The following is a 24,696-nucleotide window of genomic DNA, read 5'->3' as shown; positions in this document are numbered from 1 at the left end:
GAGACCCCGCAGGCGCTTTAGCGCCGAGGAGGCTCACCGCCCGCCCCGCGAACCGCTCGCGCCTGGAACGGAAATCAACATTCACTTTTAACACATCCTTCTTTTTAAACCGATAAACAAGATATTATTTAAATAAAGGCAGGTTTTACAACTGCAAGATTTGGGGAAAATCAATAGTAGTGAATCATTGCATCCAAAGAAAAATTTAAGTATAATTTAAGTCAAATATAGTCAAAGTCAAAAGACAGGGGGTGGGAAAATGCGGAACATCTCCGATATTATCGAGAAATACTTAAAACAAGTTTTGGAAATGAGTGAGAAGGATCTTGTTGAAATAAAAAGAAGTGAAATTGCTGATAAGTTTCAATGCGTTCCTTCACAAATTAACTATGTAATCAATACCCGCTTTACCATTGAAAGAGGGTATGTTGTAGAAAGTAAACGGGGCGGCGGCGGTTATATTCGGATAATAAAAGTTCAATCACATGATTTGGCCCATTTAATTGACCAATTGCTTACGCTTGTCCAAAGCCGAATTAGTCAAACAAGTGCTGAGGATGTCATTATCCGCCTTGTCCAAGAGGAGATTATTACAAAGCGCGAAGCGAAAATCATGCTGAGTGTAATTGATCGTTCTGTTTTATATATTGATCTTCCATATCGGGATGAATTAAGAGCAAGAATGTTAAAAGCAATGTTAACATCTTTAAAATATAAATAATTATCGCAGCCGGAGAGGTGAAAGCAATGATTTGCCAGGAATGTAATCAAAGGCCTGCAGCACTTCATTTCACCAAAATTATTAATGGTGAAAAGACCGAAGTACAACTTTGTGAGAAGTGTGCTCAGGAAAAGGGTGAAATGTTTATTTTTAATAGCGAAACAGGTTTTGCCTTTAATAATCTGTTGGCAGGTTTATTAAATATCGATCCTGCTTTTCAAAAGCCAAGTCAAAGTCCGTTTCACCAGGAGGAAATCCTACAATGTGAGCACTGTTCAATGACGTTTCCGCAGTTTTTAAAGGTAGGACGCTTTGGTTGCGCTCATTGCTATGAAACCTTTAAAGAACAGTTAAATCCTGTTTTAAGGCGCCTCCATAGTGGGAATTGGACACATAACGGCAAAATTCCAAAAAGAATTGGCGGCGGTCTTCATCTTCGCAAACAAATAGAAGAATTGAAGAATGACTTGAGAAATTCTATCAACCAAGAAGAATTTGAGAAGGCGGCCGAGATTCGCGATGAAATCCGTACATTAGAGAAAGAATTAGCCGGAAGCGATAAGGGAGGGGAATAGCGTGTCGCTTGAACGTTTTCTAAAGACTGCTGTCAGCTCCTGGATGAGCGAGGAAGGACCTGACTCAGATATTGTCCTAAGTTCTCGAATCCGTTTGGCTCGGAACTTCGAGGACTATAAATTTCCAACACTTTTTTCACATGAAGATGCAAAAATGATTATTGTAAATATGGAAGATACAATAGGGAAATCGGATTTTCAAAAATTTGGTCAAATGGAATTGTTGAAAATCGATGAAATGCAGCCGCTTCAGAAAAGGGTATTAGTTGAAAAGCATTTGATTAGTCCACATCTTGCCGAAGATTCACCATATGGTGCCGTTTTATTAACCGAAAATGAAGAAGTTAGTATTATGATTAATGAAGAGGATCATATTCGGATTCAATGTCTGTTCCCAGGGCTGCAGTTATCGGAGGCGTTGGATGCGGCTAATGAAATTGATGATTGGCTTGAAAGTAACATTCAATATGCCTTTGATGAAAAGCATGGCTATTTAACAAGCTGTCCGACCAATGTTGGCACAGGCCTCCGTGCTTCCGTTATGATGCATTTGCCAGGGTTAATCTTAACCCAGCAAATCAATCGAATTATTCCAGCTATCAACCAATTGGGTCTAGTTGTCAGAGGAATTTATGGTGAGGGCAGTGAGGCGCTAGGGAATATTTTTCAAATCTCTAATCAAATTACGCTTGGTAAATCAGAAGAGGATATTGGCAATGATCTTAAAGGGGTGGTAAGCCAGCTTATTTCACAAGAAAGGTCAGCCCGTGAAGCATTACGAAAGACTTCGAACATACAATTAGAAGATAGGATATACCGTTCATTAGGTGTGCTGGCTAATAGCCGAATTATTGAATCAAAAGAGGCAGCCAGGTGTTTATCAGATGTTCGGCTTGGAATAGATATGGGGTTTATCGAAAAATTACCTAAAACAATTTTAAATGAATTAATGATTTTAACCCAGCCAGGGTTTTTACAGCAATATGCCGGCGGTCCGTTACGGCCGCATGAACGAGATATTAGACGTGCAGCATTAATTAGGGAACGACTAAAAATGGAGCAGGAAAAATAGGTGAGGAGGAAGAGAATATGATGTTTGGCCGTTTTACTGAAAGAGCACAAAAGGTTCTTGCTTTAGCTCAAGAAGAAGCAATTCGTCTTTTGCATAACAACATAGGAACAGAGCATATTTTATTGGGATTAGTTCGCGAAGGGGAAGGAATTGCTGCGAAAGCACTTTATGGTCTTGGTTTAGGCTCTGACAAGATCCAAAAAGAAGTGGAGAATTTAATTGGTAAGGGACAAGAAACAGCTCAAACGATACATTATACTCCTAGAGCTAAAAAGGTCATTGAATTATCAATGGATGAGGCTCGTAAGTTAGGACATTCCTATGTGGGTACAGAGCACATTCTCCTCGGCTTAATCCGTGAGGGAGAAGGGGTTGCAGCCCGCGTACTTAATAACCTTGGTGTAAGCTTAAATAAAGCACGCCAGCAGGTGCTTCAATTATTAGGCAGTAATGAATCCGGCAGTCATCAGGGTGGCGCCTCTGTCAGCGCAAACACGCCGACACTTGACAGCCTCGCTAGAGATTTAACAGCGATTGCCCGCGAAGGCAGCCTAGACCCTGTGATTGGCCGGAGCAAGGAAATTCAACGTGTTATTGAGGTATTAAGCCGCCGGACGAAGAATAACCCTGTGTTAATTGGGGAGCCTGGTGTAGGTAAAACTGCGATTGCCGAAGGACTTGCACAGCAAATTGTCAATAATGAAATACCGGAAATCCTTCGTGATAAACGAGTGATGACGCTTGATATGGGTACCGTTGTAGCAGGGACGAAATACCGTGGTGAGTTTGAGGACCGTCTGAAAAAAGTCATGGATGAAATCCGCCAGGCAGGAAATATTATTTTATTCATTGATGAGCTTCACACCTTAATTGGCGCTGGCGGTGCAGAAGGGGCGATTGATGCTTCGAATATTTTAAAACCATCGCTTGCCCGCGGAGAACTTCAGTGTATTGGAGCAACAACGCTTGATGAATACCGGAAATATATTGAAAAAGACGCGGCGCTGGAAAGACGGTTTCAGCCGATTCGTGTTGATGAACCAACGGCCGAAGAATCGATTCAAATATTAGAAGGACTGCGTGACCGTTATGAGGCCCACCATCGTGTTTCCATTACCGATGAAGCTATCCAGGCAGCTGTAAAGCTCTCAGACCGTTATATTTCTGATCGATTCCTGCCTGATAAAGCGATTGATTTAATTGATGAAGCTGGTTCAAAAGTACGGCTTCGTTCTTATACTACTCCTCCTAATTTAAAAGAATTAGAGGTAAAGCTTGAGGAAGTACGAAAAGAAAAAGATTCCGCTGTTCAAAGTCAGGAATTTGAAAAAGCTGCCTCATTAAGGGATACAGAACAGCGTCTTCGCGAACAGTTGGAAGAAACGAAGAAGACTTGGAAAGAAAAGCAGGGAAAAGAAAACAATGAAGTAACGGTGGAAGATATCGCCAGTGTGGTTTCAAGCTGGACCGGCGTACCAGTCTCCAAGCTTGCCGAAACGGAAACAGCAAAGTTACTTAATTTAGAGGAAATTCTTCATTCCCGAATTATTGGTCAAGAGGAAGCCGTTAAAGCTGTATCAAAGGCCGTTCGCCGGGCAAGGGCAGGATTAAAAGATCCGAAGCGCCCGATAGGTTCGTTTGTTTTCCTTGGACCAACCGGTGTCGGAAAAACCGAATTAGCACGTGCACTGGCTGAAGCGATGTTTGGTGATGAGGATGCGATGATTCGGATCGATATGTCCGAATACATGGAGAAGCATTCTACCTCGAGGCTTGTTGGGTCGCCGCCGGGTTATGTCGGTTATGAAGAAGGCGGACAATTAACGGAAAAGGTCCGCAGGAAACCGTACTCTGTTATCTTACTGGATGAAATTGAAAAGGCGCATCCGGATGTATTTAATATCCTTCTGCAAGTCCTTGAGGATGGCAGGCTGACAGATTCAAAAGGAAGAACGGTTGATTTCCGTAATACTGTCCTGATTATGACATCAAATGTTGGTGCTGAATCGCTTAAACGCAACAAGTATGTCGGCTTTAATATTCAGGATGGTGAGCAGGATTACAAAGACATGAAGAGTAAAGTGATGGAGGAACTCAAGAAAGCGTTCCGTCCTGAATTCTTGAATCGGATTGATGAGATCATTGTATTCCATGCGTTAGAGAGAAAGCATCTTAATGAAATTGTCACTTTGTTGTCTGATCAGTTAATCAAACGCTTAAGGGAGCAGGATATTTCGATAGAGTTAACGGAGGCAGCGAAGGAGAAAATTTCACAAGAGGGATATGACCCAGAGTATGGGGCCAGACCTTTACGCCGTGCGATTCAAAAGCATATTGAAGACCGGTTGTCTGAAGAGCTATTAAAAGGAACCTTATTAACGGGTCAGCATGCTGTTATTGATGTGGATAATGGTGAATTTATCGTAAAAATGACTGAGAAAGTAAGTTTAGGAAAATAGAATCATCAATAATGAATTTAGATGCTTTACAACAAGCAGAGGTACACGTGAATAAGGTAGAATCGTGTACCTCTTTTCTATTTTTTATATAACTAGCGGGGTAGAGTGGTTATGGCAAAACGAAAAACAAAGTTTATCTGTCAAGAGTGCGGGTATGAATCCCCTAAGTGGATGGGGAAATGTCCTGGCTGTGGACAGTGGAATAAGATGATTGAAGAAGTAGAAGTAACGGGTGCAGCTAGACGGGGAGCCTTTGCTCATTCTCAAAGCGGTTCAACCGTTTTATCTAAACCCATGCCGATCAATACGATTGAAATGGAAAATGAACCGAGAATTTTAACGGACTTAAATGAACTGAACCGGGTTCTAGGCGGGGGCGTGGTTAAGGGCTCGTTAGTGTTAATAGGCGGAGACCCCGGGATTGGCAAATCAACCCTGCTTTTGCAAGTATCTTCACAGCTTGCCAATAAAGGCAACCAGGTTTTATATATTTCCGGTGAGGAGTCGTTGCGGCAAACCAAACTACGGGCAGAACGTTTAGGGATATCATCGGCAAATTTGTTCGTCTATGCCGAAACAAACTTGGAAGAAATTAATCGGACCATTGAAAGTACAAACCCAAGTTTCGTGATCATTGATTCGATTCAGACCATCTTTCATCCGGATGTAACGTCGGCACCGGGTAGTGTATCACAAGTCCGTGAATGTACGTCTGAATTAATGAGAATTGGCAAAACCAAAGGAATTGCCATTTTTATTGTCGGACATGTGACAAAAGAAGGTTCGATCGCTGGTCCGAGACTGCTGGAGCATATGGTGGATACGGTTCTATATTTTGAAGGGGAGAGACACCACACCTACCGAATCCTTAGGGCTGTGAAAAATCGCTTTGGCTCAACCAACGAAATGGGTATTTTTGAAATGAAGGAATTTGGTCTGGATGAAGTGGAGAATCCATCGGAAATTTTTCTAGAAGAACGTTCAAGGGGTGCGGCAGGCTCGACTGTTGTTGCCTCGATGGAAGGGACGCGGCCAGTCCTTGTTGAAATACAAGCCTTAATCTCGCCGACGAGCTTCGGGAACCCGAGAAGAATGGCAACAGGAATCGATCATAACCGAGTCCCGCTTTTAATGGCGGTTTTGGAAAAGCGGGTCGGCATGCTTCTGCAAAATCAGGATGCCTATTTAAAAGTAGCCGGAGGGGTCAAATTGGATGAACCGGCGATTGACCTCGCTGTTGCTGTCAGTATTGCCTCCAGTTTTAGAGATAAACCAACAAGGCCAACGGATTGCATTATTGGTGAAGTGGGGTTAACTGGTGAAGTTAGGAGAGTTTCGAGAATTGAGCAGCGCGTCCAGGAAGCCGCAAAGCTGGGCTTTGAACGCGTGATATTACCTGCAAATAATTTGAGCGGCTGGAAGGGGCCAGCCGGTGTTCAACTCATTGGTGTTTCATCTGTCAGTGAAGCACTTAAAGCAGCTCTGGGAGGTTAACACAAATGGAAAATAAGAAGCTTGGTGAGCAATCTGTCAGTAATGTTTTACAGTTTCTAGCACCCGGTACACCAATTCGCGAGGGAATTGACAATGTCCTCCGGGCGAACACAGGGGGTCTTATCGTTGTAGGTTATAACGAAAAGGTAAAGGGGATTGTTGACGGCGGTTTTGAAATCAACTGCCCTTTTTCGCCAAGCTTTTTATATGAACTGGCAAAAATGGATGGTGCCATCATCTTAAATGAATTAGGCAGCAAAATCCTTTTTGCTAATGCTCAACTTGTTCCAAACTCTGAAATACCATCGACAGAAACAGGGATGCGCCACCGTACGGCCGAAAGAGCGGCTAGACAGACAAAAGCCTTATGTATTGCGATTTCACAACGGCGAAATGTCATTACCCTATATCAAGGGAATTTCCGCTATGCATTAAAGGATATTGCCGTCATCCTAGCAAAAGCCAATCAAGCAATTCAGACGCTGGAAAAGTACAAGGTAGTAATGGAGCATAGTATAACTAATTTGAGTATTTTAGAGTTTGAGGAATCGGTTACATATAACGATTTTTTACTAGTTCTCCACCGTTTTGAAATGGTCTTAAAGATTAAAAATGAATTGCTAACCTATCTGCATGAACTTGGGACAGAGGGACGTCTCATACGCCTGCAGTTGAATGAGATTTTAACCGATTTGGAAAAAGAGGTCATGCTGATCATTAAGGATTATACCTTCGAACGTGACATTAAAGCCCAGGATGTCCTTAATCGAATGCAGGTTTTAGCGAATAACGGCTCTATTGAGGATATCGTTTTATTAAAGCTTATGGGGTATCTTGGCTATGTTCATTTGGAGGAAAATAGAAATCCGCGTGGCTATCGAATTCTTCAAAAGATACCAAGACTGCCGACGGTCATTAGTGAAAATCTAATTAGTAGTTTTGGTGAGCTTTCAAAGATTACCTCTGCTACGGTCGAAGAGTTGGATGATGTAGAGGGGATCGGCGAAGTACGGGCGAAAAAAATCCAGGAAGGCTTTAGATTGATAAAGGAGCGTTTAAACACCGAGCGGCAGCTGTAAAAGCAATAGGGTTTTTCGCGCCGCCATTTGTTTGACACGGTTTTTTTCCAGTGCTACCCTATGAAGAGTAAGACTTGAAGATAACAACTATATTTCAAACCGTTTACAATTTGGAAAAATAATCAACAAATCAAGGTTTCAATTCTGGGAATATGTTTATAATGAATTAGAGGAGGTGAAGGAATGTTAAAACGTATCGTGCAAGCTTGCTTCCTCATTATTGGAGGTACGCTTGGAATCTTGTTATTACCGGAATTGTTCAAATTATTTCATATTAATGACATTCCAGTGATTAACAATTCGTATGTCGCTGCTATTTTAGGTGCTATTATTTTTTATCTTATAACCTTTTGGGCAGTAGATTATGTCTTTAATTTTATTAAATGGGCTGAAGATTCGTTAGTGAAAATTCCTGTAACAGATGTGCTTTTCGGCAGTGTAGGATTGATTTTTGGTTTGATTGTTGCTTTTTTGATTGGTTTTGCGCTAAATGCTGTACAGGTACAATTTTTAAATGCTGTCGCGCCCATTTTGCTGACGCTTTTGTTTGGCTACCTTGGCTTTCAGGTAGGCTTCAAAAAAAGGGATGAATTGCTAGGGCTTTTTGGCAATCGAAGCAATAAGAAAAAGTCAGCCGAAGAGGAAAACGAAAAGGCTATTGGTGTAGATTGGAAAATATTAGATACTAGTGTTATTATTGATGGCCGTGTTGCTGATATTTGCCAGACAGGGTTTTTGGAAGGTACGATTGTTATTCCACAGTTCGTGCTTGAGGAATTACAGCATATCGCTGATTCTTCAGATGTGTTGAAACGAAATCGCGGCCGCAGAGGCTTGGACATCTTAAACCGGATCCAAAAGGAACTCTCTATTAAGGTCGAAATTTACGAGGGTGATTTTGAAGAAATTAGCGAAGTGGATTCGAAGCTGGTGAAGCTTGCGAAAATAACAAATGGCATCCTAGTCACCAATGATTTTAACTTAAACAAGGTATGTGAACTGCAGAATGTCTCCGTTTTAAACATAAATGATTTAGCGAACGCCGTGAAACCAGTCGTTCTTCCGGGTGAAGAACTAACAGTCCAAGTGATTAAGGATGGAAAAGAGTATCATCAAGGCGTGGCCTATTTAGATGACGGAACGATGATTGTTGTCGAAGAAGGAAGAGAATACATCGGCAAAAGAATCGAGGTTCTTGTGACAAGTGTTCTTCAGACCTCTGCCGGCAGGATGATCTTTGCTAAACCAAAATTACTCGAAAAAGCTTTATAGATAGAGAGAGGTAATCATATGACTTACCAAGTCATTCTCCCTGCTGCAGGCATGGGAAAAAGAATGGGAGCAGGAAAAAACAAACTTTTATTAGAACTTAAGGGAATGCCTGTGCTGATCCATACATTAAGAGTTTTCGAAGAGGATGAAGCCTGCACGGGGATTATTCTAGCCATTCACCCGCAGGATGAGGCGGAATTTAAAGCTTTGCTGACAAGGTATAACGTGACGAAAGTAAGTAATCTAGTACCAGGCGGGGAAGAACGTCAGCATAGCATCCATAATGCCCTGAAAACAGCAAAGTCTGATGGAATTATTCTTGTTCATGATGCAGCAAGACCGTTTATCCAAAAAGAACAAATCCACCGTTTAATCGCAACTGCGGAAGACACCAGTGCTGCCATTATGGGAGTACCGGTAAAGGACACGATGAAAAAGATACAAAGTGGTGTGGTAGTAGAAACTGTCGAGCGTTCAAGCTTGTGGGCTGTTCAAACCCCACAAGCTTTTCGCATTTCCTTGCTTAGACAAGCATATGAAAAGGCTGAAAAAGACTGCTTTCTTGGAACAGATGATTCCAGTTTAGTGGAGCGGCTGCAGCATCCCGTAGCAATTGTGGAAGGAAACTACGATAATATTAAGCTGACCACACCGGAAGATTTATTTTTTGCAGAAGCAATTTTGAAAAAAAGGGGTTTTTAATGATGTTTCGAATTGGACAAGGCTTTGATGTTCACCAATTAACAGAAGGACGTCCGCTGATTATTGGCGGCATCACGATTCCTTATGAAAAAGGCCTTTTGGGCCATTCCGATGCCGATGTATTATTACATACGGTTTCCGATGCTTGTCTTGGGGCAATTGGGGAAGGCGATATCGGAAAACATTTTCCAGATACCGATCCAAACTTTAAGGATGCCGACTCCGCGAAGCTGATGGAGCATGTTTGGCAGCTCGTTAAGGAAAAAGGGTACGAGCTTGTCAATGCCGATTGTACCATTATCGCACAAAAGCCAAAAATGGCCCCCTACATTGAGCAAATGCGTGCACGGATTGCCGAATTGCTAGAAGCAGCACCGGAGCAAATCAATGTAAAGGCGACAACGACGGAGAAGCTCGGCTTTGCCGGTAGGGGCGAGGGAATTGCCTCCCAAGTAGTAGTTTTATTGAAAAAGAAATGATAAAATATTTTAGTGAAAATTTAAACTTGGAAAAGTGTCTAGCTTCAGCGCCTAGGGGCTCGGGTCATAAGCCAATCCGTCAAGAAGGCTAAAGAACAGCCTTCTCGCCGGCTCGTCTTATGCCTGTCGCCCCTGAGCAAGGCGCTTCCGCTTTTCTGAATGGAGGCATTATTATGTCAAACGAAGTTCGTGTAAGGTATGCTCCAAGTCCAACAGGACATTTACATATAGGGAATGCCCGTACAGCACTATTCAATTATTTGTTTGCTCGGAATCAAGGCGGGAAATTTATTATCCGCATTGAGGATACGGATAAAAAACGGAATATTGCCGGTGGCGAAGAAAGCCAGTTAAAATATTTAAAATGGCTTGGCATCGATTGGGATGAAAGTGTCGATGTGGGCGGGGAGTTTGGCCCGTACCGTCAATCTGAAAGAAATGATATTTACGAAACGTACTATAAACAATTGCTCGAGACAGGACATGCGTACAAATGTTATTGTACAGAAGCTGAGATTGAAGCCGAGCGCGAGGCCCAATCTGAAAGGGGCGAAAATCCCCATTATTCCGGTAAATGCCGTCATTTAACTCCGGAAGACCGTCAAAGACTAGAAAGCGAAGGCCGCGAACCAAGCATTCGTATCGCAGTACCTGAAGGGAAGACCTATACGTTTAATGATATGGTAAAAGGACCTGTTTCCTTTGAATCAGAAGGAATGGGCGACTGGGTCATTATAAAAAAGGATGGAACGCCAACCTATAATTTTGCTGTAGCCATTGACGATCATTTAATGGAGATTTCCCATGTCCTCCGCGGCGATGATCATATTTCTAACACGCCTAAACAGCTGATGGTGTATGAGGCATTGGGCTGGGAGCCGCCAATTTTTGGCCATATGACATTGATTGTTAATGAAAGCCGCAAGAAACTAAGCAAGCGTGATGAATCGATTATTCAATTCATTGAACAATATGAAGATTTGGGCTATCTTCCGGAAGCTTTATTTAACTTTATAACCTTGCTTGGCTGGTCGCCAGGTGGTGAAGAGGAAATTCACTCTAAGAATGAGTTTATTGAGCTGTTTGATGCGAACCGCCTCTCCAAATCACCCGCCTTATTTGATAAGCAAAAGCTTACATGGATGAACAATCAATACATGAAAAAGATTGAGGTTGACCGGGTCCTTGAGCTTGCGCTTCCACACTTAATTAAGGCAGGACATTTAAGTGCAAATTTGACTGATGAAGAGCATCATTGGGCTCGCGGATTAGCAGCCCTGCTACAGGAAAAAATGAGCTTTGGTGCTGAAATCGTTGAATTATCAGATATGTTCTTTAAAGATGATGCTGAATATGAAGAAGATGCAAAGGAAATTCTCTCCGGGGAACAGGTGCCGGAAGTATTAAAAGCATTTTCAAACGAACTTGACCAGCTTGAAAGCTTCCAAGCCGATGGAATTAAGGCAGCGATGAAAGCTGTGCAAAAGTCCACCGGCCAAAAAGGAAAGAATCTATTTATGCCGATTCGTGCCGCAGTAACAGGTCAGACACACGGACCAGACCTGCCGCAAGCAATCGAACTCTTAGGTAAAAATAAAGTCCAAATGAGAATTCAAAAAATTATTGGTTAACATTATTGGGGAAATGTAATATAGTAAAAGAAAGAATTTCATACATTCTAAAGTGTTGAAGAGGAAAAGTAAAAAAATGATGCTGAAAGAGAGAACCATCACCGGCTGAAAGTGGTTTAAGCTTCTCATTTTTTGAAATGCACCTCTGAGTCCCATTTCGAAAGAGTCAACTCTAGTAGATATGGGCGGAACCTATCCGTTAACAGGCAGAGTGAGACCAGCATCTAGCTTCAATTTCTGATGAGCTAATCCGGTCTAATCAGAGTGGAACCACGCACAAGCGTCTCTGTCGAATACGACAGGGGCGCTTTTTACGTTTTATTTATTCAAAAAACAGGGGGAATGGCAATGTTCAAAAAGTTGAGGGAGGACGTTGAGGTCGTTTTTGAACAGGATCCTGCAGCAAGAAGCTCCATTGAGGTAATCCTGACCTATTCAGGATTACACGCTATTTGGGCGCATCGGGTGGCACACGCATTATTTAATCGTAAATTACTTTTCCTTGCCAGGGTGATTTCGCAGATAAGCCGGTTTTTTACCGGAATTGAAATTCACCCAGGGGCAAAAATAGGAAGGAAATTCTTTATTGACCACGGTATGGGAGTGGTGATTGGGGAAACCTGTGAAATTGGGGATAATGTAACTATCTATCAAGGAGTAACGCTGGGTGGAACGGGGAAAGAAAAAGGGAAACGGCATCCAACGATTAAGGATAATGTCCTCATTGCCACCGGAGCGAAAGTACTCGGATCGATTACAATTGGAGAGAATTCCAAAATTGGCGGCGGCTCGGTTGTCTTAAAAGAAGTGCCCCCTAATTCAACCGTAGTAGGGATTCCGGGCAGGGTTGTCATTCAAGATGGGAAACGGATTAATAAGGACTTAAACCACTGTGACCTGCCAGATCCGGTTGCGGACCGCTTAAGAGAAATGCAAAATGAACTAAATGAGCTAAAGAAAGAACTGGAAGATATCAAAGGTGAAAGGATTAATTTCAATGAACATTCAAATTTATAATACACTTACGCGCAAGAAAGAAACGTTCGTACCGCTCGAAGAAGGAAAGGTCAAAATGTATGTTTGCGGTCCGACAGTCTATAATTATATTCATATTGGAAATGCCCGCCCGGCAATTGTCTTTGATACGGTCCGGCGCTATTTTGAATACCGCGGCTATGATGTCAAGTACGTATCGAACTTTACCGATGTAGATGACAAGTTAATCCGGGCTGCCAATCAGTTAGGGGAAGATGTTCCAGCCGTTGCCGACCGTTTTATCAACGCCTACCATGAGGATGTTTCCGCATTAGGCTGCCAAAAAGCAGATGTCCATCCACGGGTTATGGAAAACATGGGAATCATCATTGATTTCATTAGCCAATTGATCGAAAAGGGCTATGCGTATGAATCAGAAGGCGATGTTTATTTTCGGACAAGAAAATTTGATGGTTACGGTAAGCTTTCCCATCAATCAATCGATGATTTGCAGGTTGGAGCAAGAATTGAAGTCGGTGATAAAAAGCAAGATGACCTAGACTTTGCCTTATGGAAGGCGGTAAAAGAAGGGGAAATCTACTGGGAAAGCCCATGGGGTCTTGGCCGGCCAGGCTGGCATATTGAATGCTCAGCAATGGCGAAAAAGTACTTAGGCGAAACGATCGACATCCATGCCGGCGGTCAGGATCTAACGTTCCCTCACCATGAGAATGAAATTGCTCAAACAGAGGCCCTTACCGGGAAACCTTTTGCCAACTACTGGATGCACAACGGCTATATTAACATCGATAATGAAAAAATGTCTAAGTCACTTGGCAATTTTGTGTTGGTTCATGAAATTATTCAAAAACATAATCCGCAAGTGTTACGGTTCTTTATGTTATCCGTCCATTACCGCAATCCGATTAATTACAGCGAGGAATTATTGGAAAGTACAAAGGCAGCCTTGGAACGCTTGACAACCTCTTATCAAAATTTAAAGCATCGCAAAGAAGCGAGTACGAATTTAACAGATAATAATCATGAGTGGCTTAATAAAATTGCTGCTTCCCGTGAACAATTTATTGAGGCAATGGATGATGACTTTAACACAGCTAAGGCCATTTCCGTTTTATTTGATCTTTCAAAGCTGGCTAATTATTACCTTTTAGAAAAGAATACTGCAGTGGAAGTTATTGATGCATTTACGAACCAATTCGACGAATTATTTCGTGTTCTAGGGCTGACGCTTGAAATTGAAGAATTATTGGATGAAGAAATTGATGCACTGATTGAAAAACGAATTCAGGCACGGAAAGACCGGAACTTCCAATTGTCTGATCAAATTAGAGATCAATTAAAGGACATGAATATTATTTTAGAAGACACACCGCAAGGTACTAGGTGGAAAAGAGGCTGAGTTTATGCTTGATTATGAACAGACAATTGATGTAAAACAATTAAACAGCCTCGCGCTGGCCTACATGGGTGACGCAATCTTTGAAACCTATGTAAGGCGGCACCTGTTGTACAGCGGTAAGGTTAGGCCGAATCAGCTGCATCGTACGGCAACGAAGTACGTTTCAGCGAAGGCGCAATGCCATATTCTTTTTCAAATGAAGGAAGATAACCTGTTGGATGAGGAAGAATTAGCTGTGGTTAGCCGCGGCAGAAATGCAAAATCAGGGACCGTTCCGAAAAATACAGATGTCCAGACCTATCACTACAGTACAGCGTTTGAAGCGTTGATGGGATATTTATATTTGACTGGTAAGCAGAATCGTTTAGAGGAGCTTATTCAGAAAGCATTTTTATATGTGGAGGAAAGAAAGGAGGAGCGCTAGATGGACCAGGAATACATCGTGGGGAAAAATCCAGTTATCGAAGCACTTAAATCAGAAAGGGATATTAATAAAATCTTAATTGCAGAAGGGTCGCAGCGCGGGCAGATGCAGCAGATTACCCAATTAGCAAAAGAAGCAAATGTGCTCGTTCAATTTGTCCCGAAGAAAAAAATAGACCAAATCTCAGGAGAAAATCATCAAGGGGTCTTGGCCTATGTTGCTGCCTATCAATATGCGGAAATTGATGATTTGTTTGCGGCGGCTGAAAAGAAAAATGAACCTCCATTCTTCTTGTTGTTGGATGAAATTGAGGACCCGCATAACCTTGGTTCGATTATGAGAACGGCGGATGCGGTCGGCGCCCATGGGATTATAATTCCGAAGCGAAGGGCTGTGGGGTTAACGGCGACAGTCGCAAAAGCTTCGACAGGCGCAATTGAATATATACCGGTAGCCCGCGTGACCAATATGGCGCGGACGATTGATGAATTAAAGGAACGAGGCGTATGGATTGCCGGAACGGACGCCAAAGGCAAACAAGATTACCGCCAAATAGATGGCACACTGCCACTGGGCTTAGTCATCGGCAGTGAAGGGAAAGGGATGGGCCGGCTTATCGGAGAAAAATGTGATTTTCTCATTCATTTGCCGATGGCCGGGAAAGTAACATCCTTGAATGCCTCTGTGGCTGCGTCATTGCTCATGTATGAGGTTTATCGAAAACGGCATCCGCTCGAGAGGTAGCTTATGGATATCCTGCTCGTTGATGGATATAACATTATCGGTGCCTGGCCAGAACTAAAGGTGTTAAAGGATCGTGACCTGCCCGCGGCCAGGGACCGCTTAGTGGAAAGAATGGCGGAATACCAGGCATTTTCCGGTTACCGTGTAATAGTTGTTTTCGATGCCTATTATGTGCAAGGGACAGAAAAAAAATATAAAAACCATAAAGTAGAGGTCATTTTTACAAAGGAAAATGAAACAGCGGATGAGCGGATTGAAAAGTTAGCCATTAGTTTAAATAATCGGAGAACGCAGGTGCATGTTGCCACGTCGGATTTCACAGAACAATGGGCGATTTTCGGACAAGGGGCTCTAAGGAAGTCAGCACGCGAGCTCCTTATAGAAATGTCCTCGATTGAAAAAGGCATTGAAAAAAAAGTGAAGAACATTCAAGAAAAAAAACCAGTTTCCAAAATACCGATTAGCGAAGAAATGGCAGAAATTTTTGAAAAATGGCGCAGAGGACAGAAATGAGCTCTCGACTTCAAATTACTTCTAATGTATACTATTAATATCTATGCTTGTTCGGTGGAGGGGATCTACGTTGAGTACGGACTTCAGGACAAAAAGCAATGACCATTTCTTCGTAATGGAAGATGAGGAAATTGTCGACTTAGTGCATCAGGGTGATAGTGAAGCATTGGATTATTTAATCCATAAGTATCGTAATTTTGTACGTGCAAAAGCAAGATCCTATTTTTTAATTGGCGCTGATAAGGAAGATATTGTCCAAGAAGGAATGATCGGACTTTATAAGGCGATTCGAGACTTCCGCGAAGACAAGCTTACCTCCTTCAAGGCGTTTGCCGAGCTGTGTATAACCCGACAAATTATTACTGCGATTAAAACGGCAACACGGCAGAAGCATATCCCGTTGAATTCCTATGTCTCTTTGGACAAGCCTATTTATGATGAAGAATCAGACCGGACATTAATGGATGTTCTGTCAGGTGCTAAAGTACTTGACCCGGAAGAATTAATTATTAATCAAGAGGAATATGACCATATAGAGGTAAAAATGTCTGAATTATTAAGCGACTTAGAGCGGAAAGTTCTAGCCCTTTACTTAGATGGTCAATCATATCAAGAGATTTCGGAGGAGCTTAACCGCCATGTTAAATCGATTGATAATGCCTTGCAGCGAGTGAAAAGAAAGCTTGAACGATACTTAGAAATTCGGGAATTTTCCTTGTAAATTGAATCATTGCGATTATGTTGAATCCGTTCTTATTAGATATTGACATTAATTAGGTGTCGTGTTACATTTTTAAGGATATAAAGAAAAATGGGTGAAGGTGTCGAAATATGAGCAAAAAGGTAATTCTTGCTTGTGTTGACTGCGGCTCGCGGAATTATTCGACCGTCAGCAAAGAGACACAAACAAAAAGGTTAGAATTGAAGAAATTCTGCAAAACTTGCACAGCCCAAACGGTACACCGGGAAACAAAATAAAAGTAGATAGATTTTCTAGCAGTTATTTTTAGATTTTGGGGGTTACTAAAGATGCAGCGCATAACGAAGTTCTTCAGTGATGTTATCCGTGAAATGAGAAAGGTCAGTTGGCCAAAGCGCGGTGAATTAACTCGTTCCACCGTTACTGTATTATCGACCGTTGTTTTTTTCGCAGCGTTCTTCGCCGTTCTTGATTTAGGAATTTCAAAATTGATTCGTTTAATTCTTGAATAATAAGTTACCTTTCGTGGTATAATGGTGATTAATAAGGAAATTTTATCTAAAAGCCCGTCTATGCGGGTTTTTTCATTTGCTTAAAAACAAATTTTGAACTGATAGAATAGGGAGGGACGGACGCTCTAGTCCTCTTAAATGGAAAAGAATTGGTATGTAGTTCATACGTACTCGGGGTATGAAAATAAAGTAAAAGCCAACTTAGAAAAGCGTGTGGAATCAATGGGGATGTCGGATAAAATATTCCGTGTCGTTGTTCCAGAAGAAGAAGAAACTGATTTCAAAAATGGCAAGAAAAAAGTAGTCAAAAGGAAAGTGTTTCCAGGGTATGTCCTGGTTGAAATTGTGATGACGGACGATTCTTGGTATGTTGTTCGCAATACCCCTGGTGTAACAGGATTTGTCGGCTCTGCGGGATCGGGTTCCAAACCAACCCCGCTGCTTCCGGAAGAAGTAGTGATGATTCTTAAACGGATGGGCGTAGAAGAAAAACGTGTCGATGTTAATTATGAACTCGGGGAAACAGTACGGGTGAAGGAAGGTCCATTCGCAAACTTCACGGGGTCTATTGAAGAATTGGACAAGGACAGATCAAAACTAAAAGTTCTTGTAAATATGTTCGGACGGGATACCCCGGTAGAACTAGATTTTACACAAATTGAAAAACTATAATTTAATTAGGTTTTAAAGAAAAATAAACTGATATTGTAAAAAAACTTGAAATCATTTTTAAAAAGTGGTAATATTTCATAGGTCAGTATGTCTCTTAATGAGACAAGACTTTAATCAAGTTCTTTATGATTAATATATAAGGACAGATACCTGAGTGGGAGGGTTCCAAAGGTTCCCAATTACCACATCACGGACTTTAAGGAGGTGTGTCTCGTGGCTAAAAAAGTAATTAAAGTTGTTAAATTACAAATTCCTGCTGGTAAAGCAAACCCAGCGCCGCCAGTTGGTCCTGCACTAGGTCAAGCCGGTGTTAACATCATGGGATTCTGTAAAGAATTTAACGCTCGTACAGCAGATCAAGCTGGATTGATCATTCCTGTTGAAATCACGGTTTTTGAAGACCGTTCATTTACATTTATTACGAAAACTCCTCCTGCTGCCGTTCTATTGAAAGTAGCAGCTGGAATTCAGTCTGGTTCAGGTGAACCTAACCGTAATAAAGTAGCAACAGTAAAGCGTGATACAGTACGCGGGATTGCGGAACAAAAAATGCCTGACCTAAACGCAGCAAGCGTTGAAGCAGCAATGCGCATGGTTGAAGGTACTGCACGCAGCATGGGAATCGTTATCGAAGACTAATCCATGTGAACTGTTTGTAATGAGTGGGGGTTGCGTGGTTACGCAACCTTTATTCTTTGCTAGCTGCGGCGCCTAGCCCCTCGGGTCATAAGCCAATCCGCCCAGAAGGTTAAAGAACAACCTTCTAGCCGGCTCGTCTTATGCCTGTCGGGGCTGAACAAGGCGCCTCCGCTTTAATAAGTGGGAGTTATTCAACGTTAAAACCACATTCTAGGAGGAAATAAAAATGGCTAAAAAAGGTAAAAAGTATTTAGAAGCGACTAAGCTTGTAGATCGCCTAAAGGCATACCCAATTGCAGAAGCAATTGATCTTGCAAAGAAAACAAACTACACAAAATTTGATGCGACTCTTGAAGTTGCTTTCCGTTTAGGCGTTGACCCTAAGAAAGCAGACCAACAAATCCGTGGTGCAGTTGTACTTCCAAACGGAACTGGTAAAACTCAACGCGTATTAGTATTCGCGAAGGGTGAAAAAGTGAAGGAAGCAGAAGCAGCTGGCGCTGATTATGTAGGCGATGCAGAATACATCAACAAAATCCAACAAGGTTGGTTTGAATTTGATGTTATCGTTGCAACTCCTGACATGATGGGTGAAGTTGGTAAACTTGGACGTGTATTAGGACCAAAAGGCTTAATGCCAAACCCTAAAACAGGTACTGTTACATTTGATGTAACAAGAGCAATCAATGAAATTAAAGCAGGTAAAGTTGAATACCGCGTTGATAAGTCTGGCAACATCCACGTACCAATCGGTAAAGCATCTTTCGAAAACGAAAAGTTGGTTGAGAACTTTAACACTGTGTTTGAAACCTTGTTAAAAGTTAAGCCTGCTGCTGCAAAAGGCACATACATGAAGAACGTAACTGTTGCTTCAACAATGGGACCTGGAGTGAAGGTAGATCCTTCATCCGTTGCAGTTAAGTAATTTTTCCAATTGACAAACATAACTACATTTTATATAATCTGTTATGTTGTTTAAAATAATAAACATTTGTACTGTAGACAGCAGGTGCGTTTGCGCTTAATTTCCTGCCGAGGTTAGAGAATAGATTTAGCTGAACCGTTTCAGCTGATGTATGCTGCCTCCATGTCTGAAAACTGATATGGAGGCTTTTACTTACCTGGTATAAATGTAGATATTCTACAGGAGGTGTAAAGATGAGCAGTGCAATCGAAGCAAAGAAACACATTGTTGAAGAAATTTCAAATAAATTAAAAGCGAGTGTATCAACTGTTGTTGTTGATTATCGTGGTCTTACTGTTTCTGAAGTTACTGAACTTCGTAAACAACTTCGCGAAGCTGGCGTCGAGTTTAAGGTGTACAAAAACTCAATGGTACGCCGTGCGGCTGAAGCTGTTGAGCTTTCAGGCTTAAACGAAGCATTAACAGGTCCAAACGCAATCGCGTTCAGTACCGAAGATGTTGTAGCACCAGCTAAAATTTTGAATGATTTCGCGAAGAAGCATGAAGCACTTGAACTTAAAGCAGGTGTAATTGAAGGGAACGTTGCAACGGCTGAAGAAATCAAAGCTCTTGCTGACCTACCATCACGCGAAGGCTTGCTATCTATGCTACTCAGCGTACTACAAGCTCCAATTCGCAATCTTGCTCTTGCTGCAAAAGCTGTGGCAGATCAAAAAGAAGAACAAGGCGCGTAAGTTAAACTTAAGCTTTAACCAATAAACTTGAACGAAAACTAAGGAGGAAACTTAATCATGACTAAAGAACAAATCATTGAAGCAGTTAAATCTATGACTGTTTTAGAACTTAACGATCTAGTAAAAGCAATCGAAGAAGAATTCGGCGTAACTGCTGCTGCTCCAGTAGCAATGGGCGGCGCGGCTGTTGCAGCTGTTGAAGAGCAAACTGAATTTGATGTAATCCTAGCTAGCGCTGGCGACCAAAAAATCAAAGTTATCAAAGTTGTTCGTGAAATCACTGGTCTTGGACTTAAAGAAGCAAAAGACCTTGTTGACAACGCACCAAAAGCTCTTAAAGAAGGCGTTTCTAAAGAAGAAGCTGAAGAAGTTAAAGCTAAGCTTGCTGAAGTTGGAGCTAACGTTGAAGTTAAGTAATTTTTCTATAAAAAAGCTCGCTTTTTAAGCGGGCTTTTTTTCGCTTGATAAATATCCCCGATTACCTCTATTTTTAATACTCCCCGGGAGGTGAGTCTGATGTCTGAACACTACTATTCTCGAACTCAAAAGGTTGAAAGTGATCCGAAGTATTGGGATTTCACCCTAAAGAATCATCTTTTTCGTTTTAAAACCGATAACGGTGTTTTTTCGAAAAAGGAAGTAGATTTTGGCTCCCGTTTGCTAATTGAGTCTTTTATCATGCCGGAGGTGGAAGGGCTTGTTCTTGATGTAGGCTGCGGCTATGGACCGATTGGTTTATCGATTGCGAAAGAAAACCATGGACGTAAGGTTCATATGGTGGATGTTAATGAACGAGCGATAGAGCTGGCCAAGGAAAATGCAGCCCTGAATGGAATCAACAATGTTGAAATCTATGAGAGTGACCGGCTGCTAAGTGTAAAAGAAACTACGTTTGCCGCCATCATAACAAACCCGCCAATAAGAGCAGGGAAAAAGACGGTTCATGATATATATGAACAAAGCTTTGAGCATCTTGTTTCTGGAGGCGCGCTTTGGGTAGTCATTCAAAAGAAACAAGGGGCGCCATCTACATTTGAAAAATTAGAGACGATGTTTTCCGTTGTAGAGACTATTGACAAATCCAAAGGTTATTTTATCATAAAGGCAACAAAGTAGTTGACTCTAAATATCCGTTGTGGTAGCATTATAAAATGCCATCATAATAATTTCCGATTTATTCCTAAAAATACTTATTTTTTAGTATAAAAACGGAGTAAGAAGGAAAAGATGACAAAATAATAGCCAAAATGTGAAAATGTGGTTTTTTGGTTAAAAAACCCTTTTTCTTTTTGTCTGCTGGGAAGATGTTTATTTCCTCCTGGTAGACGTAAATAGATTTAATAAATAACGCTTGATTTGAGGGGTGAATCAGTTGACAGGTCAACTAGTTCAGTATGGACGACACCGCCAACGAAGAAGTTACGCACGAATCAGTGAAGTATTAGAATTACCAAATCTCATTGAAATCCAAACCTCTTCATATCAATGGTTTCTTGATGAGGGTTTGCGTGAAATGTTTCAGGATATTTCACCAATTGAAGACTTTACTGGTAACCTATCACTGGAATTTATTGATTACAGCCTTGGCGATCCAAAGTATTCAGTTGAAGAATCAAAAGAACGGGACGTTACATATTCTGCTCCATTGCGTGTGAAAGTACGTCTTGTAAACAAAGAAACTGGTGAAGTAAAAGACCAAGATGTCTTCATGGGTGATTTTCCACTTATGACGGAGACTGGCACGTTTGTCATTAATGGGGCAGAACGCGTTATTGTTTCACAATTAGTCCGTTCACCGAGCGTGTACTATAATGGAAAACTTGATAAGAATGGAAAGAAAGGATTTACAGCTACTGTAATTCCGAACCGCGGCGCTTGGCTGGAGTATGAAACAGATGCCAAAGATGTCGTATATGTGAGAATAGATCGTACTCGGAAACTGCCCGTTACGGTTCTTTTGCGTGCACTAGGCTTCGGCTCTGATCAAGAAATTATCGAGTTGATTGGAGATAACGAGTATATTCGCAATACGTTAGAGAAAGACAACACGGAAGGTGTCGACAAAGCGCTTTTAGAAATCTATGAGCGTCTGCGTCCAGGTGAACCGCCAACCGTTGATAATGCTAAGAGTTTATTGGTATCTCGCTTCTTTGATCCAAAGCGCTATGATCTTGCTAATGTAGGGCGTTATAAAATCAATAAAAAGCTTCATATTAAAAACCGCCTATTCAATCAACGTTTAGCAGAATCACTCGCCGATCCGGAAACAGGGGAAATTATTGCTGAAAAGGGAACTGTTCTTGACAGAAGAAATCTTGACAGAATTATTCCGGCACTTGAAAAAAATATTAATTTCAGAGGCTTCAGTCCTGTTGGCGGAGTTGTGGAAGATGAAATCATTCTTCAGGGAATCAAAATCTATGCGCCTGGTGATGAGAATGAAAAGGTCATTAATGTACTGGGTAATGCCTATGTGGCTGAACCAATTAAAAATATTACCCCTGCAGATATCATCTCATCAATTAGCTATTTCTTCAATTTATTACATGGAGTAGGCGACACGGATGATATCGACCATTTAGGAAACAGACGTCTTCGTTCTGTTGGGGAATTACTGCAAAATCAGTTCCGTATTGGTTTGTCTCGGATGGAGCGTGTGGTTCGTGAAAGAATGTCCATTCAAGATACAGCAACGATTACACCACAGCAATTAATTAATATTCGTCCAGTTATTGCTTCGATAAAAGAGTTTTTTGGAAGCTCGCAGTTATCGCAGTTCATGGATCAAACAAACCCGCTTGCTGAATTAACACACAAGCGTCGTCTATCAGCCCTTGGGCCTGGTGGTTTAACCCGTGAACGCGCCGGATTTGAGGTTCGTGACGTACACTATTCCCACTATGGGCGGATGTGTCCGATTGAAACACCAGAGGGTCCGAACATTGGATTAATTAACTCATTATCATCATATGCAAAAGTTAATCGCTTTGGATTTATCGAAACGCCATACCGTCGTGTTAATCCTGACACAGGAAAGGTAACGAGCCGAATCGATTACTTAACCGCAGATGAAGAAGATAACTATGTAGTAGCACAGGCAAATTCCCGTCTTGATGACGATGGTTCATTCCTTGATAACGATGTTGTTGCTCGTTTCCGTGGTGAAAACACGGTTGTAAATCGCGATCGCATCGATTATATGGATGTATCGCCTAAACAGGTTGTCTCTGCGGCAACGGCGTGTATCCCATTCCTTGAAAACGATGACTCTAACCGTGCCTTGATGGGTGCGAACATGCAGCGGCAGGCTGTACCACTAATGCAGCCGGAAGCACCAAGAGTAGGTACGGGGATGGAATATGTATCAGGAAAAGACTCAGGTGCAGCAGTGATTTGTAAGCATGAGGGTATTGTCGAACATGTTGAAGCGCGTGAAGTTTGGGTACGTGAAATTAAAGAAGTAGATGGTCAAGAGGTAAAAGGTGATCTTAAAAAATACCGGCTCTTGAAATTTATCCGCTCCAACCAAGGTACTTGCTATAACCAACGTCCAATCGTTGCTGTCGGTAACCGGGTGAAAAAAGGTGAAATCCTTGCCGATGGTCCTTCCATGGAGTTAGGTGAACTTGCCCTTGGACGTAATGTACTTGTTGCGTTTATGACATGGGATGGCTATAACTATGAAGATGCGATTATCATGAGTGAACGTCTTGTAAAAGACGATGTTTATACATCGATTCATATTGAAGAATACGAATCTGAATCCCGTGATACAAAGCTCGGACCGGAAGAAATTACCCGTGATATTCCAAACGTGGGTGAAGATGCGCTTCGCAATTTAGATGAGCGTGGAATTATTCGCACCGGTGCGGAAGTAAAAGACGGTGACCTGCTTGTAGGTAAAGTTACGCCAAAAGGAGTAACCGAATTAACGGCAGAAGAACGTCTACTCCATGCTATTTTTGGAGAAAAAGCTCGTGAAGTACGCGATACCTCATTAAGAGTTCCACATGGCGGCGGCGGAATTGTTCACGACGTTAAAGTGTTTAATCGTGAAGATGGTGATGAACTTCCACCGGGAGTAAATCAGCTTGTCCGTGTATATATTGTTCAGAAACGTAAGATTCATGAGGGCGATAAGATGGCTGGCCGTCACGGAAATAAAGGGGTTATCTCTCGGATTTTACCTGAAGAGGATATGCCGTATTTACCAGATGGCACGCCTGTTGATATCATGCTAAATCCTTTAGGTGTTCCATCACGGATGAACATTGGCCAGGTGTTAGAGCTTCATCTTGGGATGGCAGCCCGTTACCTTGGTATTCATGTGGCATCTCCGGTATTTGATGGAGCCACTGAGGAGGATGTGTGGGGAACGATTGAAGAAGCGGGAATGTCCCGTGATGCAAAAACAGTTCTATATGATGGACGTTCCGGTGAACCATTTGATAACCGTGTCTCTGTTGGTGTCATGTATATGATTAAACTGGCACACATGGTTGATGATAAGCTTCATGCCCGTTCAACTGGACCTTACTCACTTGTAACGCAGCAGCCACTTGGCGGTAAAGCACAATTTGGCGGACAGCGCTTCGGTGAGATGGAGGTTTGGGCACTTGAAGCTTACGGTGCAGCATACACACTTCAAGAAATTCTTACCGTTAAATCAGATGACGTTGTTGGCCGTGTGAAAACATATGAAGCAATTGTCAAAGGTGAGAATGTTCCGGAACCAGGCGTTCCAGAATCATTCAAGGTATTAATTAAAGAACTTCAAAGTCTTGGTATGGATGTGAAAATTCTTTCCGGTGACGAACAAGAAATTGAAATGCGCGATACGGAAGATGATGATGACTTACAGCAAGTCGATACGTTAAACATTGCACCTGAAGCGCAAAACTTAGAATCAGAAAAAGTCGGTTCAAAAGAGTAATTATTTATTCTAGCTGCAGCG

Annotated in this window: 25 protein-coding genes and 2 other annotated features; all 25 genes read left to right on the top strand. The window is 41.9% G+C overall.

Going from position 1 to position 24,696, the window contains the following annotated elements:
• Positions 1-259 precede the first annotated feature (259 nt).
• The 25 genes from ACFVSW_RS24680 to rpoB all read left to right on the top strand — a co-directional run bounded on the left by ACFVSW_RS24680 (position 260) and on the right by rpoB (position 24,675).
• Complete coding sequence (locus ACFVSW_RS24680) at positions 260-721, top strand: CtsR family transcriptional regulator (protein ID WP_387319254.1); 462 nt, start codon at positions 260-262, stop codon at positions 719-721.
• A gap of 26 nt (positions 722-747) precedes the next feature.
• On the top strand, positions 748-1,296 hold the full coding sequence (gene mcsA / locus ACFVSW_RS24675) for a protein-arginine kinase activator protein McsA (protein WP_387319253.1): 549 nt from the start codon (positions 748-750) through the stop codon (positions 1,294-1,296).
• 1 nt (position 1,297) lies between these two features.
• A complete protein-coding gene (gene mcsB, locus ACFVSW_RS24670) occupies positions 1,298-2,368 on the top strand; it encodes a protein-arginine kinase McsB (RefSeq protein WP_387319252.1) in 1,071 nt (356 codons plus the stop codon).
• 17 nt (positions 2,369-2,385) lie between these two features.
• Positions 2,386-4,827, top strand: a complete 2,442-nt coding sequence (clpC, locus tag ACFVSW_RS24665) for an ATP-dependent protease ATP-binding subunit ClpC (protein WP_387319251.1) — start codon at positions 2,386-2,388, stop codon at positions 4,825-4,827.
• Positions 4,828-4,938: 111 nt separating this feature from the next.
• Positions 4,939-6,321: a DNA repair protein RadA gene (radA, locus tag ACFVSW_RS24660; RefSeq protein WP_387319250.1), complete on the top strand. Its 1,383-nt coding sequence runs from the start codon at positions 4,939-4,941 to the stop codon at positions 6,319-6,321.
• A 5-nt stretch (positions 6,322-6,326) separates the two neighbouring features.
• Positions 6,327-7,400 (top strand): DNA integrity scanning diadenylate cyclase DisA, encoded by a 1,074-nt coding sequence (gene disA / locus ACFVSW_RS24655; RefSeq protein WP_387319249.1) that lies wholly within the window; start codon positions 6,327-6,329, stop codon positions 7,398-7,400.
• A gap of 183 nt (positions 7,401-7,583) precedes the next feature.
• Positions 7,584-8,672, top strand: a complete 1,089-nt coding sequence (locus tag ACFVSW_RS24650) for a PIN/TRAM domain-containing protein (RefSeq protein ID WP_387319248.1) — start codon at positions 7,584-7,586, stop codon at positions 8,670-8,672.
• Between the two features lie 18 nt (positions 8,673-8,690).
• Complete coding sequence (gene ispD / locus ACFVSW_RS24645) at positions 8,691-9,374, top strand: 2-C-methyl-D-erythritol 4-phosphate cytidylyltransferase (RefSeq protein ID WP_387319247.1); 684 nt, start codon at positions 8,691-8,693, stop codon at positions 9,372-9,374.
• A 2-nt stretch (positions 9,375-9,376) separates the two neighbouring features.
• Positions 9,377-9,853 carry a 2-C-methyl-D-erythritol 2,4-cyclodiphosphate synthase gene (ispF, locus tag ACFVSW_RS24640; protein WP_387319246.1) on the top strand — a complete coding sequence of 159 codons (477 nt, stop codon included), beginning with the start codon at positions 9,377-9,379 and terminating at the stop codon, positions 9,851-9,853.
• 173 nt (positions 9,854-10,026) lie between these two features.
• On the top strand, positions 10,027-11,484 hold the full coding sequence (gene gltX / locus ACFVSW_RS24635; RefSeq protein ID WP_387319245.1) for a glutamate--tRNA ligase: 1,458 nt from the start codon (positions 10,027-10,029) through the stop codon (positions 11,482-11,484).
• Positions 11,485-11,530: 46 nt separating this feature from the next.
• Positions 11,531-11,775: a binding site (T-box leader), on the top strand.
• Between the two features lie 57 nt (positions 11,776-11,832).
• Entirely contained in the window at positions 11,833-12,501 is a 669-nt protein-coding gene (gene cysE / locus ACFVSW_RS24630; protein ID WP_387319244.1) for a serine O-acetyltransferase, read from the top strand.
• Complete coding sequence (gene cysS / locus ACFVSW_RS24625; RefSeq protein ID WP_387319243.1) at positions 12,482-13,879, top strand: cysteine--tRNA ligase; 1,398 nt, start codon at positions 12,482-12,484, stop codon at positions 13,877-13,879. Before cysE ends, cysS begins: the two co-directional genes overlap by 20 nt.
• A 4-nt stretch (positions 13,880-13,883) precedes the next feature.
• Positions 13,884-14,303: a Mini-ribonuclease 3 gene (locus ACFVSW_RS24620; protein WP_387319242.1), complete on the top strand. Its 420-nt coding sequence runs from the start codon at positions 13,884-13,886 to the stop codon at positions 14,301-14,303.
• On the top strand, positions 14,304-15,047 hold the full coding sequence (gene rlmB / locus ACFVSW_RS24615; RefSeq protein ID WP_387319241.1) for a 23S rRNA (guanosine(2251)-2'-O)-methyltransferase RlmB: 744 nt from the start codon (positions 14,304-14,306) through the stop codon (positions 15,045-15,047).
• A 3-nt stretch (positions 15,048-15,050) separates the two neighbouring features.
• Positions 15,051-15,560 carry an NYN domain-containing protein gene (locus ACFVSW_RS24610; protein ID WP_387319240.1) on the top strand — a complete coding sequence of 170 codons (510 nt, stop codon included), beginning with the start codon at positions 15,051-15,053 and terminating at the stop codon, positions 15,558-15,560.
• Between the two features lie 115 nt (positions 15,561-15,675).
• Positions 15,676-16,281 (top strand): RNA polymerase sporulation sigma factor SigH, encoded by a 606-nt coding sequence (sigH, locus tag ACFVSW_RS24605; RefSeq protein WP_387319255.1) that lies wholly within the window; start codon positions 15,676-15,678, stop codon positions 16,279-16,281.
• 110 nt (positions 16,282-16,391) lie between these two features.
• Entirely contained in the window at positions 16,392-16,538 is a 147-nt protein-coding gene (gene rpmG / locus ACFVSW_RS24600) for a 50S ribosomal protein L33 (RefSeq protein WP_387319239.1), read from the top strand.
• A 51-nt stretch (positions 16,539-16,589) separates the two neighbouring features.
• Complete coding sequence (secE, locus tag ACFVSW_RS24595; RefSeq protein ID WP_387319238.1) at positions 16,590-16,772, top strand: preprotein translocase subunit SecE; 183 nt, start codon at positions 16,590-16,592, stop codon at positions 16,770-16,772.
• A 138-nt stretch (positions 16,773-16,910) separates the two neighbouring features.
• Positions 16,911-17,444 carry a transcription termination/antitermination protein NusG gene (gene nusG / locus ACFVSW_RS24590; RefSeq protein WP_024027920.1) on the top strand — a complete coding sequence of 178 codons (534 nt, stop codon included), beginning with the start codon at positions 16,911-16,913 and terminating at the stop codon, positions 17,442-17,444.
• 213 nt (positions 17,445-17,657) lie between these two features.
• Positions 17,658-18,083: a 50S ribosomal protein L11 gene (gene rplK / locus ACFVSW_RS24585; RefSeq protein WP_066094659.1), complete on the top strand. Its 426-nt coding sequence runs from the start codon at positions 17,658-17,660 to the stop codon at positions 18,081-18,083.
• A gap of 226 nt (positions 18,084-18,309) precedes the next feature.
• Positions 18,310-19,008: a 50S ribosomal protein L1 gene (gene rplA / locus ACFVSW_RS24580; protein WP_387319237.1), complete on the top strand. Its 699-nt coding sequence runs from the start codon at positions 18,310-18,312 to the stop codon at positions 19,006-19,008.
• A gap of 53 nt (positions 19,009-19,061) precedes the next feature.
• Positions 19,062-19,208, top strand: a sequence feature (ribosomal protein L10 leader region).
• Positions 19,209-19,241: 33 nt separating this feature from the next.
• A complete protein-coding gene (gene rplJ / locus ACFVSW_RS24575) occupies positions 19,242-19,742 on the top strand; it encodes a 50S ribosomal protein L10 (protein ID WP_387319236.1) in 501 nt (166 codons plus the stop codon).
• 57 nt (positions 19,743-19,799) lie between these two features.
• Complete coding sequence (gene rplL / locus ACFVSW_RS24570; protein WP_387319235.1) at positions 19,800-20,159, top strand: 50S ribosomal protein L7/L12; 360 nt, start codon at positions 19,800-19,802, stop codon at positions 20,157-20,159.
• 99 nt (positions 20,160-20,258) lie between these two features.
• Positions 20,259-20,858, top strand: a complete 600-nt coding sequence (locus tag ACFVSW_RS24565; protein ID WP_387319234.1) for a class I SAM-dependent methyltransferase — start codon at positions 20,259-20,261, stop codon at positions 20,856-20,858.
• Between the two features lie 256 nt (positions 20,859-21,114).
• On the top strand, positions 21,115-24,675 hold the full coding sequence (gene rpoB, locus ACFVSW_RS24560; protein ID WP_387319233.1) for a DNA-directed RNA polymerase subunit beta: 3,561 nt from the start codon (positions 21,115-21,117) through the stop codon (positions 24,673-24,675).
• Positions 24,676-24,696: the final 21 nt, after the last annotated feature.

Origin of the sequence: Neobacillus sp. NPDC058068, assembly GCF_042885335.1 — a bacterium.
Lineage (GTDB): Bacteria > Bacillota > Bacilli > Bacillales > Cytobacillaceae > Neobacillus.
Note: the sequence above shows the minus strand (reverse complement) of the source record. Positions and strands in the feature narration are given on the sequence as shown.

Coding starts and splice junctions, on each gene's coding strand:
- ACFVSW_RS24680 (WP_387319254.1), top strand. CDS start 260: ATGCGGAACATCTCCGATATTATCGAGAAATACTTAAAACAAGTTTTG.
- mcsA (WP_387319253.1), top strand. CDS start 748: ATGATTTGCCAGGAATGTAATCAAAGGCCTGCAGCACTTCATTTCACC.
- clpC (WP_387319251.1), top strand. CDS start 2,386: ATGATGTTTGGCCGTTTTACTGAAAGAGCACAAAAGGTTCTTGCTTTA.
- radA (WP_387319250.1), top strand. CDS start 4,939: ATGGCAAAACGAAAAACAAAGTTTATCTGTCAAGAGTGCGGGTATGAA.
- disA (WP_387319249.1), top strand. CDS start 6,327: ATGGAAAATAAGAAGCTTGGTGAGCAATCTGTCAGTAATGTTTTACAG.
- ACFVSW_RS24650 (WP_387319248.1), top strand. CDS start 7,584: ATGTTAAAACGTATCGTGCAAGCTTGCTTCCTCATTATTGGAGGTACG.
- ispD (WP_387319247.1), top strand. CDS start 8,691: ATGACTTACCAAGTCATTCTCCCTGCTGCAGGCATGGGAAAAAGAATG.
- ispF (WP_387319246.1), top strand. CDS start 9,377: ATGTTTCGAATTGGACAAGGCTTTGATGTTCACCAATTAACAGAAGGA.
- gltX (WP_387319245.1), top strand. CDS start 10,027: ATGTCAAACGAAGTTCGTGTAAGGTATGCTCCAAGTCCAACAGGACAT.
- cysE (WP_387319244.1), top strand. CDS start 11,833: ATGTTCAAAAAGTTGAGGGAGGACGTTGAGGTCGTTTTTGAACAGGAT.
- cysS (WP_387319243.1), top strand. CDS start 12,482: ATGAACATTCAAATTTATAATACACTTACGCGCAAGAAAGAAACGTTC.
- ACFVSW_RS24620 (WP_387319242.1), top strand. CDS start 13,884: ATGCTTGATTATGAACAGACAATTGATGTAAAACAATTAAACAGCCTC.
- rlmB (WP_387319241.1), top strand. CDS start 14,304: ATGGACCAGGAATACATCGTGGGGAAAAATCCAGTTATCGAAGCACTT.
- ACFVSW_RS24610 (WP_387319240.1), top strand. CDS start 15,051: ATGGATATCCTGCTCGTTGATGGATATAACATTATCGGTGCCTGGCCA.
- sigH (WP_387319255.1), top strand. CDS start 15,676: ATGGAAGATGAGGAAATTGTCGACTTAGTGCATCAGGGTGATAGTGAA.
- rpmG (WP_387319239.1), top strand. CDS start 16,392: ATGAGCAAAAAGGTAATTCTTGCTTGTGTTGACTGCGGCTCGCGGAAT.
- secE (WP_387319238.1), top strand. CDS start 16,590: ATGCAGCGCATAACGAAGTTCTTCAGTGATGTTATCCGTGAAATGAGA.
- nusG (WP_024027920.1), top strand. CDS start 16,911: ATGGAAAAGAATTGGTATGTAGTTCATACGTACTCGGGGTATGAAAAT.
- rplA (WP_387319237.1), top strand. CDS start 18,310: ATGGCTAAAAAAGGTAAAAAGTATTTAGAAGCGACTAAGCTTGTAGAT.
- rplJ (WP_387319236.1), top strand. CDS start 19,242: ATGAGCAGTGCAATCGAAGCAAAGAAACACATTGTTGAAGAAATTTCA.
- rplL (WP_387319235.1), top strand. CDS start 19,800: ATGACTAAAGAACAAATCATTGAAGCAGTTAAATCTATGACTGTTTTA.
- ACFVSW_RS24565 (WP_387319234.1), top strand. CDS start 20,259: ATGTCTGAACACTACTATTCTCGAACTCAAAAGGTTGAAAGTGATCCG.